The sequence below is a fragment of the Paractinoplanes tereljensis genome (assembly GCF_016862435.1).
GTDB classification, from domain to species: domain Bacteria; phylum Actinomycetota; class Actinomycetes; order Mycobacteriales; family Micromonosporaceae; genus Actinoplanes; species Actinoplanes tereljensis.
Window position 1 is genome coordinate 134115 of sequence record NZ_BOMY01000021.1, and the last position, 15948, is coordinate 150062.

At 70.6% G+C, this 15948-nt stretch carries 15 protein-coding genes; 5 read left to right on the forward strand and 10 right to left on the reverse strand.

The annotated features are described in order from the left end of the window. Positions 1–38 precede the first annotated feature (38 nt). The 8 genes from Ate02nite_RS14980 to Ate02nite_RS15015 all read right to left on the reverse strand — a co-directional run bounded on the left by Ate02nite_RS14980 (position 39) and on the right by Ate02nite_RS15015 (position 8792). Positions 39–428, reverse strand: coding sequence for an ankyrin repeat domain-containing protein (locus Ate02nite_RS14980; protein ID WP_203805724.1), 390 nt, complete (start codon positions 426–428; stop codon positions 39–41). Between the two features lie 36 nt (positions 429–464). Then, positions 465–1760, reverse strand: a complete 1296-nt coding sequence (locus Ate02nite_RS14985; RefSeq protein ID WP_203805726.1) for a BNR-4 repeat-containing protein — start codon at positions 1758–1760, stop codon at positions 465–467. Further along, positions 1757–3046 carry a glycosyl hydrolase family 79 C-terminal domain-containing protein gene (locus tag Ate02nite_RS14990; RefSeq protein ID WP_203805728.1) on the reverse strand — a complete coding sequence of 430 codons (1290 nt, stop codon included), beginning with the start codon at positions 3044–3046 and terminating at the stop codon, positions 1757–1759. Before Ate02nite_RS14990 ends, Ate02nite_RS14985 begins: the two co-directional genes overlap by 4 nt. Before the next feature lie 284 nt (positions 3047–3330). Further along, positions 3331–4440, reverse strand: coding sequence for a hypothetical protein (locus Ate02nite_RS14995; RefSeq protein ID WP_203805730.1), 1110 nt, complete (start codon positions 4438–4440; stop codon positions 3331–3333). After that, positions 4434–5696, reverse strand: a complete 1263-nt coding sequence (locus Ate02nite_RS15000; RefSeq protein WP_203805732.1) for a glucarate dehydratase family protein — start codon at positions 5694–5696, stop codon at positions 4434–4436. Before Ate02nite_RS15000 ends, Ate02nite_RS14995 begins: the two co-directional genes overlap by 7 nt. Next, on the reverse strand, positions 5693–6556 hold the full coding sequence (locus Ate02nite_RS15005) for a carbohydrate ABC transporter permease (RefSeq protein ID WP_203805734.1): 864 nt from the start codon (positions 6554–6556) through the stop codon (positions 5693–5695). Before Ate02nite_RS15005 ends, Ate02nite_RS15000 begins: the two co-directional genes overlap by 4 nt. Further along, complete coding sequence (locus tag Ate02nite_RS15010) at positions 6553–7473, reverse strand: carbohydrate ABC transporter permease (protein WP_239147422.1); 921 nt, start codon at positions 7471–7473, stop codon at positions 6553–6555. The genes Ate02nite_RS15005 and Ate02nite_RS15010 overlap by 4 nt, the downstream gene beginning before the upstream one ends. Beyond that, positions 7470–8792, reverse strand: coding sequence for a sugar ABC transporter substrate-binding protein (locus Ate02nite_RS15015; protein WP_239147423.1), 1323 nt, complete (start codon positions 8790–8792; stop codon positions 7470–7472). The genes Ate02nite_RS15010 and Ate02nite_RS15015 overlap by 4 nt, the downstream gene beginning before the upstream one ends. A gap of 198 nt (positions 8793–8990) precedes the next feature. On the opposite strand from Ate02nite_RS15015, the gene Ate02nite_RS15020 reads away from it, so the two are divergent. Beyond that, the gene (locus tag Ate02nite_RS15020; RefSeq protein ID WP_239147424.1) at positions 8991–9740 is read left to right on the forward strand and encodes an IclR family transcriptional regulator; all 750 of its coding nucleotides are present in this window, start codon (positions 8991–8993) and stop codon (positions 9738–9740) included. Here the strand turns inward: Ate02nite_RS15020 and Ate02nite_RS15025 are convergent. Next, positions 9737–10558, reverse strand: a complete 822-nt coding sequence (locus tag Ate02nite_RS15025; RefSeq protein ID WP_203805738.1) for an NAD-dependent epimerase/dehydratase family protein — start codon at positions 10556–10558, stop codon at positions 9737–9739. The genes Ate02nite_RS15020 and Ate02nite_RS15025 overlap by 4 nt on opposite strands. Positions 10559–10676: 118 nt before the next feature. Between Ate02nite_RS15025 and Ate02nite_RS15030 the strand changes: the two genes are divergently transcribed. From Ate02nite_RS15030 to Ate02nite_RS15045, 4 genes are all read left to right on the forward strand, one after another. After that, a complete protein-coding gene (locus Ate02nite_RS15030) occupies positions 10677–11558 on the forward strand; it encodes a 2-hydroxy-3-oxopropionate reductase (RefSeq protein ID WP_203805740.1) in 882 nt (293 codons plus the stop codon). Further along, entirely contained in the window at positions 11555–12316 is a 762-nt protein-coding gene (locus tag Ate02nite_RS15035; RefSeq protein WP_203805742.1) for an HpcH/HpaI aldolase family protein, read from the forward strand. Before Ate02nite_RS15030 ends, Ate02nite_RS15035 begins: the two co-directional genes overlap by 4 nt. A 77-nt stretch (positions 12317–12393) precedes the next feature. Next, positions 12394–13923, forward strand: coding sequence for a pectate lyase family protein (locus tag Ate02nite_RS15040; protein ID WP_203805744.1), 1530 nt, complete (start codon positions 12394–12396; stop codon positions 13921–13923). Then, positions 13923–14843: a pectate lyase family protein gene (locus Ate02nite_RS15045; protein WP_203805746.1), complete on the forward strand. Its 921-nt coding sequence runs from the start codon at positions 13923–13925 to the stop codon at positions 14841–14843. Before Ate02nite_RS15040 ends, Ate02nite_RS15045 begins: the two co-directional genes overlap by 1 nt. A 120-nt stretch (positions 14844–14963) precedes the next feature. Here Ate02nite_RS15045 and Ate02nite_RS15050 read toward each other — a convergent pair whose 3' ends face one another. Next, complete coding sequence (locus tag Ate02nite_RS15050; RefSeq protein ID WP_203805748.1) at positions 14964–15899, reverse strand: S1 family peptidase; 936 nt, start codon at positions 15897–15899, stop codon at positions 14964–14966. Positions 15900–15948: the final 49 nt, after the last annotated feature.

Genomic DNA, 15948 nt, shown 5'->3' on the forward strand with positions numbered 1-15948 from the left:
GTGTCCTCCGAACAGAGTTACGGGTGGAGCGTGCGGAATCAGGCGCCGCGCAGCAGCGCGACCATCTCCGGAAGCTCGTAGAAATCAGCCGTGGCCAGCGCCGACGGCGTGCCGCCGGCCGGATCGGCCCCGGTGGCGAGCAGTGCCTTGACCGTCTCGGGGTTCTGCTGGAACACCGCGGCGACCAGCGCGGACTGCCCCCGGTCGTTGACCCGGTTCGGTTCGGCCCCCTGCTCCAGCAGCGCGATCACGGTGTCGACGTGGTTGTGATAGGCCGCGAGGATGAGCAGGGTGTCGCCGGAGTCGTTGGTGAGATTGGCCGGCAGACCCGCGATGACGTTGCCGATCAGCTCCTCGGTGCCACCGGAGCGGGCCAGATCGAACATGCGATGGGCGAACGCGATCGTCTCTTCATCCAGTTCAGCCACCCCGAAAGCCTACCCACCCGTGGTAACGGGCCTTGGTCAACCGGTCACGTACACGTCCCCGTCGGCGACGGTGACCTCGCGGGCGCTGCTGGCGCCGGTCAGCAGCAGGCGCGGCGAGCGGCGGTGCCCGGCGATGACCTCGATCCGCTGGATCGGCTGCGGGGTGGCCAGCGACGACTCGCGGCGCCAGGATCGGCCCGGGACCAGGCGGTACGTGTCGACGCCGGTGGCCGCCGGATCCGGGGTGGCGTAGACCCGCCAGGAGAGCGAGTCGGCCGGTTCCATGTCGCGGAACCGGGCGCCGGTGCCCAGGTCCTGGTGGCGCCAGCCGTGGCCGGGGCGGTGCACCGCGGCGTGGCCGTGCACCCGGGCCTGCTCGTCGAGCTGCATCCAGACCACGAACGGGGCCCGGCCGCCGAGCGTGGCGCCGACCAGGCTGATGTAGTCGGGTGAGCGCGGGTTCACCGCCTGCAGCTCGGTGGTGGCGACCTTCAGGTGCTGCTCCTGGCCGGCGTCGTCGACGACGGTGCCCAGGTCGTGCCCGCCGGCCGAGCGGAACCGCAGGGTCGACGGGTCGAACTCGGCGTAGTAGACGTTGCGGTGGTAGCGGTCGTGCAGGTGGCCCTCCGGCCCGCCGCCGGCCAGCGTCCACACCATAGCGATGCGTTCCGGGTTGGTGAGGTGGCGCAGCTGGCCGAGGTAGATCTCGTTCATGTTGTCCGGCCGGTTGAGCGGCGCGATGCACCAGCGGTCGCCGGTCAGGGCGGTAGAACTCTGCCAGGTGCGGCCGTTGTCGACCGACCGCACGTACTTCATCGGCCGGGTGTCGGTGGGGAACGCCGGGTCGAAGTCGCCGGCCGTCTCCCGGATGAACACGAAAAGGTGCCCGGCGGAGGTCTTCACCGGCATCGGATAGGTCGCACCGAGTCCCTCCGGGATGATCGTGTCGGTCCAGACGCCGGCGATCGAGTGCGGGCGCGGGGATCGGGCCACCCACAGTTCGCGGTTGTGCAGGCCGCGGAAGACCAGCAGGTGACCGTCGTCGGCCTGGACCAGGGTCGGGTAGTTGTGCGAGTCGTTGTCGCCGCCGGCTACCCGCACCGGCGCCGACCAGGTGCGCCGCCGGTGGTCGTACTCCTGAACGTAGTTGTCCTCCTGAAAACCACCCCAGGAGATGAAGGTCTTGCCGGCCCGGGGGTCGTGCACGCCGCCGGCCACCGGCCGGCGGTCGGTGCGGGCCGCTGAGGCGGCCGCGACGGTCACCAGTTCCGGGCTCTTCGGCAAGGGCACAAAAGGCAGAAAACCCGAGGCCAGCAGCGTACGTCGTTTCACAGCGTCACCACCACGGCGCTACCGGCCGCCACCGTGAGCGTCAGCGTGCCGCCCGCGACCCGGGCCTTTGACGGCACCGGCCGGAAGTGGCCGCTCGCGTCGACCGTCGCGCCCTGCACGGCGGTGGTCTCCTGGTCGAGTGCGGTGCCGGTCATCGCCAGCACCGAGGCGGCTCGATCGCGGCCACCGACGGTGAGCGTCACCTCGACCGGGGCGGCGTCCTTCTGCACCAGGGCGATGCGGGTGCGTCCGTCGTCGCCCCGCACGGCGTACGCCGAGATGTTGTTGTTGGTATTGAGGGTGACCGGAAGGAATCGGCCCGGGCCCATCTGCCGGGCCATCCAGATGCCGTAGTAGATCGGCATGACCCGGTAGTGCTGGGCGAGCTCGTAGGCCTTGCTGGACGCGCAGATCGGGGTGTAGCGCTGGAATTTGCCGTTCCAGATCGGGTCGTTGCAGACGCCGAGGCCGCCGTGGATGTTGACGCCGGCCATCCCGGCCTGCGCCATCGAGAGTCCGTAATCGATCACCCAGAGCGCGGACGCGTATTTGTTGCTGACACCGTCGACGCCGCCGCTGTAGGCCGAGTTGGCCTCGTCGACCCGCATCGGCAGGCCGTTCGCGGTGGCCGCGGCCAGGTTGCCGGCGACCGAGTTGAGCTGCGCGGCGATCTGGCCGGGCGCCAGCATCCGGTCGATGGTGATGTCGGGGCCCGACGCGTACTGGTGGACGGTCAGCATCGCCATCCGGTCGTGCTCGTCGGCGGCCAGCGAGGCCGCCCAGGACGAGGAGGTGCCGGCAGTGTCCGGGCCGGCGATCCGGTCGTGGCCGACGACGTCGGCGCAGGCCGACCAGTCGGCGTGGTACTGCGGGTAGTCGAAGCCGGCCGGGCGCAGGGCCTTGCCCGCCCACTGGTCCGGTTCGTTGCCGCATTCCACCGCGACCAGGCGTTTGCCGAGGATGCGGTCCATCGCGCGGACCTGGTCGGCGGCCCGGGCCGGGTCCCAGCGGCCGACGTTGACGCCTACCTCGGTCTTCCAGCCGGTGGCGTCGAGCAGCGCGCGGAGGCGCTTGAGGTCGGCCGGGGTGACGATGTCCTCGACCCAGGCCGGCTTGGGGTCGGGCGGGGTCTGCCCGGCCGGAATCCAGAGGGTGTCGCGGTCGAGAGTGTTGCCGCCGATCCGCAGGTTGCTCGGGCCGAGCGTGCGCATCAGCTGGGTCATGTTGCCCTTGGCCGGGTCCAGGTTCCCGATGCCAAGCTCCCGCATCTCGAACGACAGCCCCACGGCGTCAGCGTTGAGCCGCCGACCCGGATGCGCCGAGTCAACCGCGACCGCGGCACTAACGTTAGCGCCGCTAACGTTAGTCGCCCTAACGTTAGTGTGCCCAACGTTAGGCAGCCCAACGTTAGTCGCCCTAACGTTAGTGAGCCCAACGTTAGTGAGACGAACGTTAGGGCGGCCAACGTTGGTGGGACTCACGGTTTGGGCGTGGACGGGTGGGGCTATGGCGAGGACGGCCAGGCCGGCTGCGGCCAGTGCCGCTGCTCTTCGGTACACGGTGGGCTCCTTCATGCGACCGCGGCGGCGACCGCGGCGAACAGGTCCTGGCGCCAGGCGGGGGCCAGGCCCAGGTGGTAAAGGCTGAAGCGGCTGGCGCCGGCGGCCCGGAGAGCCTGGACGTGCGGCGCGAGCGTGGCGGGATCCGTCGGGTGGAGCAGGGTCACGTAGGCGTCGACCGGCCGGCCGTGGGCGACCGCCTGCCGGACCAGGTCCTCGGAGCCGAGCGGCCAGCACGGCACGAGCAGGGCATCCACGTCGGCGGCGGCGGAAGCGGTCAGGCCCGGCGAGGGGCCGGTCGCCCACGGGTCCGGGTGCGCGTGCAGCGTGACCGGCAGGTCCGAGGGAAGAGCGGCGAGCACTTGAGCGCGCAGCAGGTCGGTGTGCCGATGCCGGACCGCCAGCAGCGCCGCCAGCACCTCGCCGGCCGGCCCGCCCGCTGCCGGAGCAGACGGCACCTCGGCCGCGCGCGTGGCCGCTCGCAGTGCGGCCACCACCTCGGCCGGATCGAGGCCGTCGGCCGCCCACGCCGTCCGGCACCCGGTGCAGCAGCAGATGGACAGCAGCCGGGCGGTGGACGGCGTCCAGGCGCCGTCGGTCTTCTCGTGGTGGCCCAGATGGGTGACGCCCATCTGGCCGCAACCCTCCAGCGAGACGCCGTCCAGGTCCAGGTCGTGGACGGCTTCCGCGGCGAGGGTGGCGGCGTGGTCGCGCACTTCGGCGTGGGCGGGGCACAACGCGTACGGATAGGGCTCGCCGAAGCAATTGACCACCGTGACGTCCGGTCGTCGCGTGCCGAGGCGGGTGTTGTGTGTAAGCACGATCCAGGCCGTCACCTGGTGGCCGGCCTGTTTGAGCAGGGTCGCGGCCTCGCCGAAGGCGTCCGGGGACGCGACCCAGGACGGCTCGATCGGCCGCAGATCCTGGCCTTTCCAGGCCGACGGGCGCACCGGGCGATAGAGCGCCGCCCACCGGGCGTCGACGATGCGATGCGCCGGGTGCATCGGGGTGGCGGCTCGCGTGGAGTGATAGGCCGCCGCCAGCGTGATCCGCTGCGGCGCCCGGGCGAGAAAGCCGGGATCGCCCAGCACATCCCACGGATAGGCGTGCCCGTTCACCATCGCGGCCTCCGTTTGACGTAGTCGGGCTCGAACCGTTGCCGGTAGGAGGTGTCGTCGCGTTCGCGGATACCGCAGTGCAGCCAGTTCTCGTGCAGCCGGGCGAGCGCGTCCTGGTCGAGGGTCACGCCCAGGCCGGGCGTGTCCGGCACGGTGGCCGCTCCCCCGCTGATCTCGAGCGGCGCGGTGACCACGTCCACCCCGGACTGCCACGGCGTGTGCGTGTCCACGGCGTACGTGAGAAAAGGCGTCGACGCGGCGAGGTGCGTCATGGCGGCCAGGCTGATGCCGAGGTGGGAATTGGAGTGCATGGAGACGCCGAGTCCCCAGGTGCGGCAGATCGCGGCGAGTTCGGCCGAGGCGCGCAGCCCACCCCAGTAGTGGTGGTCGGCCAGCACGATCTGGACCGAGCCACGGCGTACCGCCTCGGGCAGGTCGGCGAAAGCGACCACGCACATGTTGGTCGCCAGCGGCATCGGGGCGAGCGCGGCCACCTCGGCCATCCCGGCCAGCCCGCCGGTCGGGTCCTCCAGGTATTCGAGGAGTCCGGACGTCTCGGCCGCGACCTTGATCGAGGTCGCCGGGGTCCACGCGGCATTGGGGTCGAGCCGCAGCGGCAGCGACGGGAAGGCGTCGCGCAGCGCCCGGATCGCGTCGATCTCCTCGGCGGGTGGGAAGACGCCGCCCTTGAGCTTGATCGACTCGAAGCCGTAGCGGTCGATCATCGAGCGGGCCTGGGCCACGATCCCGGCGGGATCGAGCGCCGGCCCCCAGGCGTCCGGTGACGCGCCGGGATGGCCGGCCCACTTGTAGAAGAGGTACGCGGAGAACGGCACCCGGTCGCGCACCTTCCCGCCGAGCAGGTCGTGGACCGGCCGCCCGATGGCCTGTCCCTGCAGGTCGAGCAGCGCGACCTCGAACGCCGACACGACTCGGGCCAGGGTCTTGGCGGCGGTCGAGTCGCCGGTGAGCCCGTGCCGGTCGGGTGCGTCGACGGTGCCGATGGCCGCGGCTATCCGCTGAGACAAACCTGACAGGTCGTAAATATCCAGGCCATCGAGAGACGCTGCTGCCGCTCCCAAAAGCGATAGATGCGCTATGTCGCCATAGGTCTCGCCCAACCCGACGAGGTCGCCCGCGAACACCTGGAGCACCGCACGTAACGCCCACGGCTCGTGCACGCCGGCCGAGTTCAGCAGGGGCGGATCGGGAAAGGCGATCGGTGTGACCTTTACCCCGCGTACCGAAAGCATTGTCATCCTTTGATCGCTCCGGAGGTCAGGCCGCGCATGAACTGGCGCTGCAGCGCCAGGAACACCACGACCGAGGGCAGCAGCGCGAGCAGCGCCGAGGCGATCAGCACCCCGGTGCCGACCTGTTCGTCGGCGCGCAGGCTGCGCAGCGCGAGGGCGAGGGTGAACTGGCTCGCGTCCTGGGCGACCAGCAGCGGCAGGATGTACTGGTCCCAGATCATCGTGAAGCCGAAGATGCCCAGCACGCCCAGCGCGGGGCGGCAGACCGGCAGGATCACCGACCAGAAGATGCGCAGGTCACCGGCACCGTCGAGGCGGGCCGCCTCCTCGAGTTCGATCGGCACGTCGCGCATGAACTCGGTCATCACCAGGATCGCGAACGCCCACGCGCCGACCGGAACGATCATCCCGGCGAGCGTCCCGACCAGGTTGATGTGGATGATCGGCACGTCGGCGAGCACCAGCGACAGCGGGATCGCCAGGATCTCCTCGGGCAACATCATGGTGGACAGAATCAAGAGCATGACGAGGCGTACGCCGGGGAACTGCTTACGGGCCAGGGCGTACGCGGCGGAGACGCTGACCGCGATCTGAAGCAGCAGCCCCCCGCCGACTACGATCAGGGAGTTGGCCAGGTACCGCAGAACCCCTTGATCGACCGCGGCCTGGAAGTTGTCCAGGGTGAGGTCGTGCGGCAGCAGGGAGAGCTTGGTCGGGTCGGTGACCCGGCCGAACGCGCTGACCAGCAGGGCGATCAGCGGGCCGGCGAAGATGAAGACGGCCAGGGCGTACAGCGCGAATTTGATGATCCGGCCGATCGGGCCACGGACCGCGCCCAGGCCCAGGGCGGTGTCGAGTTGTCTCATGACCGCCGCCGCAGCAGCTGAACCAGAAGGGTGAGCAGGATGGTGGCGGCCAGCAGCAGCATCGAGCCGGCCGCGGCGACGCCGAGTTCGTTGCGTTCCAGGCCGAGTTTGTAGACCAGGGTCATGACCACCTCGGTGGAGCCGTTCGGGCCGCCGTTGGTGAGCAGGAAGATCTCGGTGAAGACGCGCAGCCCGCGGATCGCGGCCAGGGTGACGACGATGGCGAAGACCGGGCGCATTGCCGGGAAGGCCACATGCCAGAGCCGGCGCAGTGGTCCGGCGCCGTCGGCCGCGGCGGCTTCGTAGAGGGTGCGGTCGACGCCGGCCAGGCCGGCAATGAAGATCATCATGTCGTACGGGGCACCGCGCCAGATGCCGACCGCCATCACCGACCACAGCGAGGTGTGCGGCGAGTCCAGGTATTGCCCGGGTCCGAGGCCGAGCCAGCCGAGCACCGAGTTGAGCGCGCCGTCCGGGGCCGGGTAGTAGATGATCCGCCACAGCGCGGCCACCACGGCCATCGCGGTGACGGTGGGCAGGAAGACCGCGGTGCGCACGATCCACAGGTGCCGGGCGGTGCCCTCGAGCAGCAGGGCCAGAGCGAGGCCGACCACGATCGAGCCGACCGTCTCGCCCACCGCCAGCACGACGGTGTGGCCGGCCGCCGCCCGGAACGCGTCGTCGCCGAGCACGGCCCGGTAGTTGTCCAGGCCGACCCAGCGGTCGCCGAGGTACGGGCGTACCTCCTTGAAGCTCATGCTGATCGCCCGGGCCATCGGCACGAACTTGAACACCGCGAAGAGGATCAGTGCCGGGGCGAGCCAGAGCCAGGCGCCGGCGTGCTTGAACCGCCTACCCCGGCGCGCCACCGGTGCCGCCTCTCGGTGGGCCGGCGGCGCAGCCAGGGTGGCGGTCACGCCTTCGCTCCCTGCTTGGTCAGCTCGGCGTCGAAGGTCTGGGCGAGCTTGTCGAGCGCCGCTTTCGGGTCGGCGGCGCAGTCGGCGACCAGGGCGTTGAGGGTGTCGGCCGAGGCCTGCCGGAACGGGGTCCAGTCCGGGACGACCGGGACGTAGCGGGCGCCGTTCTGGTAGATGTCGGCGAACAGCTGCCAGCGGGTGTCCGTGCGGACCGACGCCATGTCGACCTTCGCGTTGACCGGCAGGCGCACCACGTTGCCGTCGGTGTCACCGGCCATGCCCAGGGTCTGGCCGTCGACCGACATGGCGTACTCGGCGAATTTGCTTTGTCCGTCGGGGTTGGCCGATCCGGCCATCAGGTAGACGTTCTCCCCCTCGGCGAGCGACACACTCTTGCCGCCCGGCCCGGCGGGCAGGGCGATCACCTCGTACTTGTCCCTACCCAGGTTCTTGTCGAAGCGCGCCATGTTGTACGGGCCGGTGAAGTAGATGCCGCCCTTGCCGGTCTCGAACAGCGGGTGGGCCTGGGTGGTCTCGGCGGTCACCGAGCCGGGCACGACGCTCTTGTCGACGCAGAACTGCTTCCGGAACTCACTGGCGGCGGCCAGCGACGAGGCGCTGTTGATCGCCGGGGTGAACTTCCCGGTGTCGCCGGCGAGGTAGTCGCCGCCGGCCGACCACAGGAAGCTCGCGAAGTACCAGGAGGCGTAGCCGCGCTTGGTGGAGGCCGGGATGACATAGCCGTACGTGTCGGGCTTGCCGTTGCCGTCCGGGTCTTTCGTGGTGAAGGCGGTGGCCAGGGCGTCCAGGTCGGCCCAGGACTTCGGCAGCGGCAGGCCCAGCTTCGCGCGCCAGTCCTTGCGGATGAAAAGGGCAAAGGACTGAGCCGAGAAGGGTACGCCGTAGATCTTGCCGTCCGCGCCGGTCGCGGCCTGCCAGGACGCCGGGGTGAGGTCGCCCTGCCCGGCCAGGGCGGTACGGTCGACCTCGCGCACCAGGCCCTGCTTGACCAGGCCACCGAGCCGGTCGGTGTCGTTGATGACGATGTCCGGCAGTTTCTTCTGCGCGGCCGCCTGCTGCAGCTTGGTCTCGAAGTCGTCGAACAGCGCGGTCACGTGCGTGGGCACGCCGGTCTTGGCGGTGAACGCGGCGGCCAGCTGCTGATCGGTCTTCTCGGTGTTGGAGCCGGGCGGTTTGCGGACCCAGATCTGCAGTTCGGTCTTGGCGTCGGCCTGCGGGCTGTCGTCGCCGCACGCCGCGAGGCAGCCGGCCGCGACGACGACGGTCACCGCCATGGCGAGCACTCCCCTACGAGACACGTGCCTGCCTCCTGTCTACATATGTGGACGCGTGTTTCGTGTGTGTCACGCGAGTAGAGACAAGCTAGCGGCCGGTATGATGACCGTCAACACTCTGGAAACAATCCTTCTTAATGGTGGGTATCAATGCCTCGGGCTCGCACGCAACCCGTCCCGGCAACTCTTGACGGATCAGCAACGATCAATGACGCCTCGCCGGTGAAATCGGCCGAGCGCACCGTGAAGATCCTCGAGACACTGGCCGCGTCGCCGACCCGGCTGACCCTGTCCGAGTTGCAGGAACGCATGGGCTACCCGCGGTCGAGCCTGCACGCCCTGGTGCGCACGCTGCGCGAGCTCAAGTGGGTGGAGGCGGACGAGACCGGCTCGGCGTTCGGGGTGGGGCCGCACGCGCTGCTGTCCGGCACCGCCTACCTGGACCGGGACCCGGCGCTGCGGTTCGCCCAGGAGACCCTGGAAGACCTGCGCGGCGAGGTCGGCTACACGATCCACTACGCCCGGCGCGACGACGCCCACGTGCTCTACCTGGCCAGCCGCGAGGCCCGCGACTCGGGCGGCCGGGTGTCCCGGGTGGGCCGCCGGCTCCCGGCCCACGTGACCGCGCTCGGCCAGGCGCTGCTGGCCGAGCTGACCGAGGCCGAGGTCGACGAGTTGCTGCCGCTGCAGCTGGAGGCGCTGCAGCCACGCACCATCGCCGGCCGGGCCGCGCTGCACGAGGAACTCGACGTGGTGCGCAAGCGGGGCTGGGCCTTCGAACGCGAGCAGAACACCGAGGGCGTCGCCTGCGTCGCGGTCGCGGTCGGTTACCGCATCCCGGCCACCGACGCGATCTCCTGCTCGATGCCGGCCGACCACGCCACTCCCGGCCACATCGAGGAGGTGGCCGACGCGGTAACCCGGCACACCGCCGCCCTGGCCCGCCGCCTACGCCACGAGGGCATCCGCTAGCCCATTCGCTGGGCCAGCGGCCAGTCGCACCACCAGGCGCCTACGCGATTCAGCTCGGGGTCGTCGTCGAAGTTGGGCTCGCCGAACTCGGCGATGCGCTCGGCCGCGTAGATCTCGGCGTCGTCCTTGGGGAAATAGCCGATTGCCTCGCCCTCGGCCAGGGACCACCAGCGGCGGGTGTTGCGGCTTACGCCCCAGATGATGCGGAAGCCGGGGCTGGGGGCGGACAGACAGGCCTCCACCAGGCGGGCGCCGTCGTCGGGGGACAGCCAGGTGGCCAGCCCGCGGTTCTGCGGCGGGGTCGGAAACCACAGACCGATGCGTACGCAGATGACGTCCAGGCCGAAGCGGTCCACATAGAGGCTGGCCAGCGACTCGACCGCGGCCTTGCTCCACCCGTAGAGGGTGTCGGGCCGCGGTGGCAGGCCGGCGGGCAGGCCGTCGGGGTAGGTGGCCACGTCGCGCAGGTGGAAGCCGGCCGCGTGCGACGACGAGGCCAGCATCAGGCGGTTGATTCCCTGACGGCGGGCCGTCTCCAGCAGGTGATAGGTGCCCAGCGCGTTCGAGCGCAGCACCTCGCCGGCGTCGGCCTCCTTGCTCTGGCCGCCCAGGTGGACGATCGCGTCGACGCCCGCGCAGGCGGCGGCCACCGCATCCGGGTCGGCCAGCGAGCCGAGCACGAACTCCTCGGCGCCGGCGTCGTCGAGCTCGGGTGGCCGGACCAGGTCGAACAGCCGCAGTACCCGGCCGTCGGCGACCAGCCGGGACCGCAGTGACGTGGCTACCTTGCCCGCTCCGCCGGTGACCAGGATGCGCATCGAAGCTCCCCTCTATGGTGGCCGGGAGCCTAACATCCGCGTACATAAATGGAACTTGACCGGCCCTTCGGATTTTCCTACCTTGTAAGCCATCCAGCTCCTAGATTGGCATACACATATGTGGACGATCGGTTTCATCGGTCTCGGGGTCATGGGCGCGCCGATGGCGGACAACCTGGTGAAAGCCGGCTTCGACGTGGTCGGGCACACCCGGCGGCCGGGCGGGACCGACCGGCTGGTCGCCGCGGGCGGGCGCGCCGCCGGGTCGGTCGCGGAGGCGTCCCGGGGCACGGATGCGGTGATCACGATGCTGCCCGACTCCCCCGACGTGACCTCGGTCGTGCTCGGCGCCGACGGGGTGCTCATGCACGCCGATCCGGGCACGCTGATCATCGACATGAGCACGGTGCGGCCGCAGACCGCCCGGCTGATCGCGGCGGCCGCCGGCGACGCCGGTCTCGCGGCTCTCGACGCCCCGGTGTCCGGCGGCGAGCAGGGCGCGATCGAGGCGGCTCTGTCGATCATGGTGGGCGGGGCCCTCGCCGACTTCGAGCGGGCCCGGCCGGTGTTCGAGGCGCTGGGAAGCACGATCGTGCACGTCGGGCCGGCCGGGTCCGGGCAGATCGTGAAGGCCGCCAACCAGCTGGTCGTGGCCGGCACCATCGAGCTGGTCGCCGAAGCGATCGTGCTGCTGGAGGCCAGCGGCGTCGACCCGGGCCGCGGGCTGGAGGTGCTCGGCGGCGGGCTGGCCGGCAGCACCGTGCTGGCCCGCAAGGGCACCGCGATGCTGGACCGCCGGTTCAAACCGGGGTTCCGGGTCGACCTGCACCACAAGGACCTCGGGATCGTGCTCGACGCGGCCCGCACCGCCAAGGTCGCGCTACCGGTGGGCGAGCTGGTCGCCCAGCTGATGGAGGCGGTCCGCGAGCTGGGCAACGGCCATCTCGACCACGGTGTGCTGCTGCGCGGCGTGGAACACCTGTCGGGGCTGAACCGATGAGCGGGCTGCGGGACCGGCTGGCGGCCGGAGACACGCTGTTCGGCACGTTCCTCGGGCTCGGGTCGGCGCTGGCTGCCGAGGCCTGTGCGGTGGCCGGGTTCGACTGGCTGCTGGTCGACCTCGAGCACGGCGGCGGCGACGAACGCGCGCTGCTGCACCAGCAGCTCGCCGCCGAGGCCCGGCGGGTGCCGATGCTGGCCCGGGTGGAGTCGGCCGAGCGGATCCGCACCGGGCGGCTGCTCGACGCGGGCGTGGCCGGCGTGATGTTCCCGCGCCTCGACTCGGTCGAGGACGTCCGGGCGGCCGTGCGCCACCTGCGCTACCCACCCGAGGGCGACCGCGGCGTCGCCACCTACAACCGGGTGTACGACTTCGGCCTGCGCCCCGAGGGCCTGGACACCGCGAACGACGGCGTGGTCGGCATCGTGCAGATCGAGAGCCGCAGCGCCCTCGCCGCGACCGCCGAGATCGCCGCCGTGCCCGGCGTCGACGTGCTCTTCGTCGGCCCCCGCGACCTGTCCACCGACCTGGGCTGTCCCGGCCGGTTCGACGCCCCGGAATTCAGCGCGGCGCTCGATCAGGTGCTCGTGGCCGCGAAGGACGCCGGGATCGCGGCCGGCATCCTGGCCGGCGACGCGGCCCAGGCCGCTGCCTACACCGAATTGGGGTTCCGCTTCGTCGGGGTCGGTTCGGACGCGTCCCTGCTGGCCCGCTGCGCGACCGAGGTGGTGCGGCAGCTGCAACATTCCTGCACATAGAATTTATTGACTTCGATCTATTTAGATATCTACCTTCGGGGCACTCGGAAAGGCGCGCCTGTTTCGAAGGAATAGCCATGGCCAAAAATCGCTGGATCATCATTGCGGCCGTCGTTTTATTGAGCGCGGTCGCGACCGTTCCCGCCTATGCCGACACGCTGTTCGGCGACAATTTCGACGACGGCAACGCGACCGGCTGGAGCACGAACGGCGGCTCCTGGTCGGTGGTCACCGACGGCTCCCCCGCCTACCGGCAGTCCAGCACCAGCGCCAACGCGCGGTCCCTGGCCGGCGTCACCTCGTGGACCGACTACACGGTCTCGGCCCGGGTGCGGCCGATCGCCTTCGGTGCGAGCAACCGCACCGTCGGCATCGCCGCCCGGGTCCGCTCGTCCGGCGAGTACTACGCCCTGGTCATCACCGGCGGCGGTGCGATTCAGCTGCAGCGGGTGTCCGGCGGGGCGGCCACCGTGCTGGCGACAGCCGTGGCCGGCGGCAGCACGCTCGCCCTGACTGTGCGGGGCTCGGCCCTTACCGGCTCGGTCGACGGCGTACCGGTCGTACAGGCGGTGGACTCCGCCTTCGCCAGCGGCCGGATCGGTCTGCTCGCCTCGTACGCCAGCGTCTCCTTCGACGACGTCCTGGTCGACACCGCCGCGCCCGAACCGCAACCCACCCCGACCACCTCGCCGCCCCCGCCCGGCGAATGCCGGGTGGCCGGCACGCCGGCCGGCTTCGCCGCCGGCACCACCGGCGGCGCGGGCGGGCCGACCGTGGCCGTCGACACCGCGGCCGAGCTGCTCGCCGCGATCGCGACAAGCGGTCCGCTCACCGTCTGCGTCAGCGGCACGATCGTGCTGCCGGCCGGCATGTACGACGTGACGAGCGACAAGTCGATCCTCGGGGTGGGCGCGACGGCCGGGATCACCGGCGGCGGCTTCAACATCGGGCTGCCGGTCTCCGAGGTGACCACTCCACCGGCCGGCGTTGTGCACAACGTGATCGTGCAGAACCTGTCGTTCCGCAACGCCGGCGACGACTCGATAAACGTGCAGATGTTCTCGCATCACGTCTGGCTCGACCACAACGACCTGGCCCAGGGTTACGACGGGCTGATCGACATCAAGCGCGGCTCGTCGCTGGTGACGGTCTCCTGGAACCACACCCACCAGCACACCAAGAACATGCTGCTCGGCCACGACGACAACAACGGCGCGCAGGACACCGGCCGGCTCAAGGTGACCTATCACCACAACTGGTTCGACGCGACGCCGCAGCGCAACCCGCGGGTGCGTTTCGGCGAGCCGGTACACGTCTACAACAACTATTACTTCTACAACACCGACACCGGGGTGGCCTGCCAGAACACCGCCGGTTGCGTGGTCGAGGGCAATTACTTCGAAGACGTGGAAGAGCCGATCACCAACACGTACGCCGGACCGGCCGGCCGCTGCGTGGCCCGCAACAACGTCTTCGTCGGCGAATCGGGAGCACCCGTCTGCAGCGGCACCGTGCAGGAGCCGTCGACCTACTACTCGTACACCCTGGACGACCCGAACACGGTGAAGTCCGTCGTCACCGCGGGCGCCGGAGTCGGGAGGATCTGATGCACGCCGCACTCACGCTGATCATGACGGCCACGCTGGCCGCCGCGCCCGCACCGCTGGCCGCGGCCGTCGCCGACGGTTTCGCCACCGGCACCACCGGCGGGGTCGGCGGCGCGACCGTCACCGTCGACACCACCGACGAGCTGCTCACCGCGATCGACACCGTCGGCCCGCTGAACATCCAGGTGAGCGGGACCATCGCGATCACCAGCAAGCAGGGCGTACGGCCGAACAAGACGATCACCGGGCTCGGCTCGACCGCGACCATCACCGGCGGCGGGTTCGACTTCTACAAGTCGTCGAACGTCATCGTGCGCAACCTGACCTTCACCGACGCCGAGGACGACGCGGTCAACGTCGGCCAGCAGTCGCACCACATCTGGATCGACCACAACACGTTCGTCCGCCCGGTGGACGGCTCGGTCGACATCGTGCGCGGCGCCGACTACATCACCGTCTCCTGGAACCACTTCGCCGGCACCGACAAGAGCATGCTGATTGGCCACTCCGACGGCGCCGCCTCCACCGACGTCGGCCACCTGCGGGTGAGCATCCACCACAACTGGTTCGACGGCTCCCGGCAGCGGCATCCCCGGGTGCGCTTCGGCGACCCGGTGCACGTCTACAACAACTACTTCACCAACAACGCGCTGTACGGGGTGGCCTCCACCATGAACGGCGGCATCCTGCTCGAGGGCAACTACTTCGCCGGTGTCCCCTACCCGTGCTTCTCCACCAGCGGTTACGCCGACAGCGCCCCGGGCCGCCTGGTCCAGCGCAACAACATCTTCACGGCCTCGGGAGCGTGCGAGGCGGGCGGCACGGTCACCGAGCCGAGCACCTACTACGGCTACACCCTGGACCCGGCGGCGTCCGTTCCATCGCTGGTGTCGGCCGGCGCCGGCGCCGGCCGGATCTGAGGTCGGGCCCGCCCGGATGCGGGCGCGCGGAGGGTGAGTCTCGCCCAGCCGAAACTGATGTCACGGGACTGGTCGGACGGCGTACTCAAAAAGGAGCGTAGGTGGACCGCCTGGCTCTAGTTAATGGCGTTGCCGGGCGTATTCGCGCTGGCGAACCGGGGTGGCCGCGACCAGCGGCGGCCGTCGGCGCCGCCTCCCGACCAGCACCGCGACCAGCACCGCGGCGACGAGCAACGCGAGCAGCAGGACGACGGCCGGGACCAGCCGTTCCCAGCTGTCTTGGCTTGGGTCGGCGCTGGTCACGGCGGTGATCCAGGCGCTGATGTTGTCGATTCGGGCGCTGTCGTCGCCGCCGCGGTGCGGGCAGCTCGGTCCGGAGCTGACCACCGCGACCAGCACCGGGCCCTGGCCCTTGGGCTCGCGGAAGTACGGGCCGCCGGAGTCGTGCCGGCACGGGCTGGTGTCCCGGTGCGGGGAGCGGCCGGACGTCTCGATCAGTGCGGAACCGACGTTGCCGACGGTGAACTGGCCGGTCTGCAACCGGGTGGTGGGGCTCTGTTCGCTGTCGGTCAGCAGGCCGAAGCCGGCCAGCCGCACCAGCTCGCCGGGGGTGGGCGCCTCGGTGGCGATCCGCAGCGGCGTGATGCCGGTGACCGGCTCGGCCAGCTCGGCCAGGGCCACGTCGGTGGTGTCCGACTGCCGGACCGCGACCACGTCGACCACCCGGCCGCCCGAACCGTTCACCTTCGTACGGCCGATGGTCGCGGTCGTACGGTGGGCAACCGGACGGCTTACCCGTTTGCCGGCGGCGTCCCGGAAGCAATGGCCGGCGGTGATCACCCAGCGGGGTGCGATGAGCGCGCCCGAGCAGGAGCTGTCCCGGGTGCCGCCGTCGTCGGCGGGCAGGCCGGTCATGGTCAGCAGGGTGGCGAACGGATAGGCCCCGTCGCGCGCGTTCTGGCCGTTCGCGATCGCCGACGCGGGCGACGCGGCGCAGGCCACGGCGGCCACGGTCGCCACCAGGACGGCCAGGAGCTTGGGCAGAGTCTTCGACACCTGGACCACGGTGCTGATCAGGGCGTCTGGCGACCGTCATGGGCGTCCT

Bases quoted from the DNA above. Each gene is read 5' to 3' on its own strand.
- Ate02nite_RS14995 (WP_203805730.1), bottom strand. From the start codon at position 4,440: ATGGTGAACGGGCACGCCTATCCGTGGGATGTGCTGGGCGATCCCGGC.
- Ate02nite_RS15045 (WP_203805746.1), top strand. From the start codon at position 13,923: ATGCACGCCGCACTCACGCTGATCATGACGGCCACGCTGGCCGCCGCG.
- Ate02nite_RS15005 (WP_203805734.1), bottom strand. From the start codon at position 6,556: ATGAGACAACTCGACACCGCCCTGGGCCTGGGCGCGGTCCGTGGCCCG.
- Ate02nite_RS15000 (WP_203805732.1), bottom strand. From the start codon at position 5,696: ATGACAATGCTTTCGGTACGCGGGGTAAAGGTCACACCGATCGCCTTT.
- Ate02nite_RS15035 (WP_203805742.1), top strand. From the start codon at position 11,555: ATGAGCGGGCTGCGGGACCGGCTGGCGGCCGGAGACACGCTGTTCGGC.
- Ate02nite_RS15040 (WP_203805744.1), top strand. From the start codon at position 12,394: ATGGCCAAAAATCGCTGGATCATCATTGCGGCCGTCGTTTTATTGAGC.
- Ate02nite_RS15030 (WP_203805740.1), top strand. From the start codon at position 10,677: ATGTGGACGATCGGTTTCATCGGTCTCGGGGTCATGGGCGCGCCGATG.
- Ate02nite_RS15025 (WP_203805738.1), bottom strand. From the start codon at position 10,558: ATGCGCATCCTGGTCACCGGCGGAGCGGGCAAGGTAGCCACGTCACTG.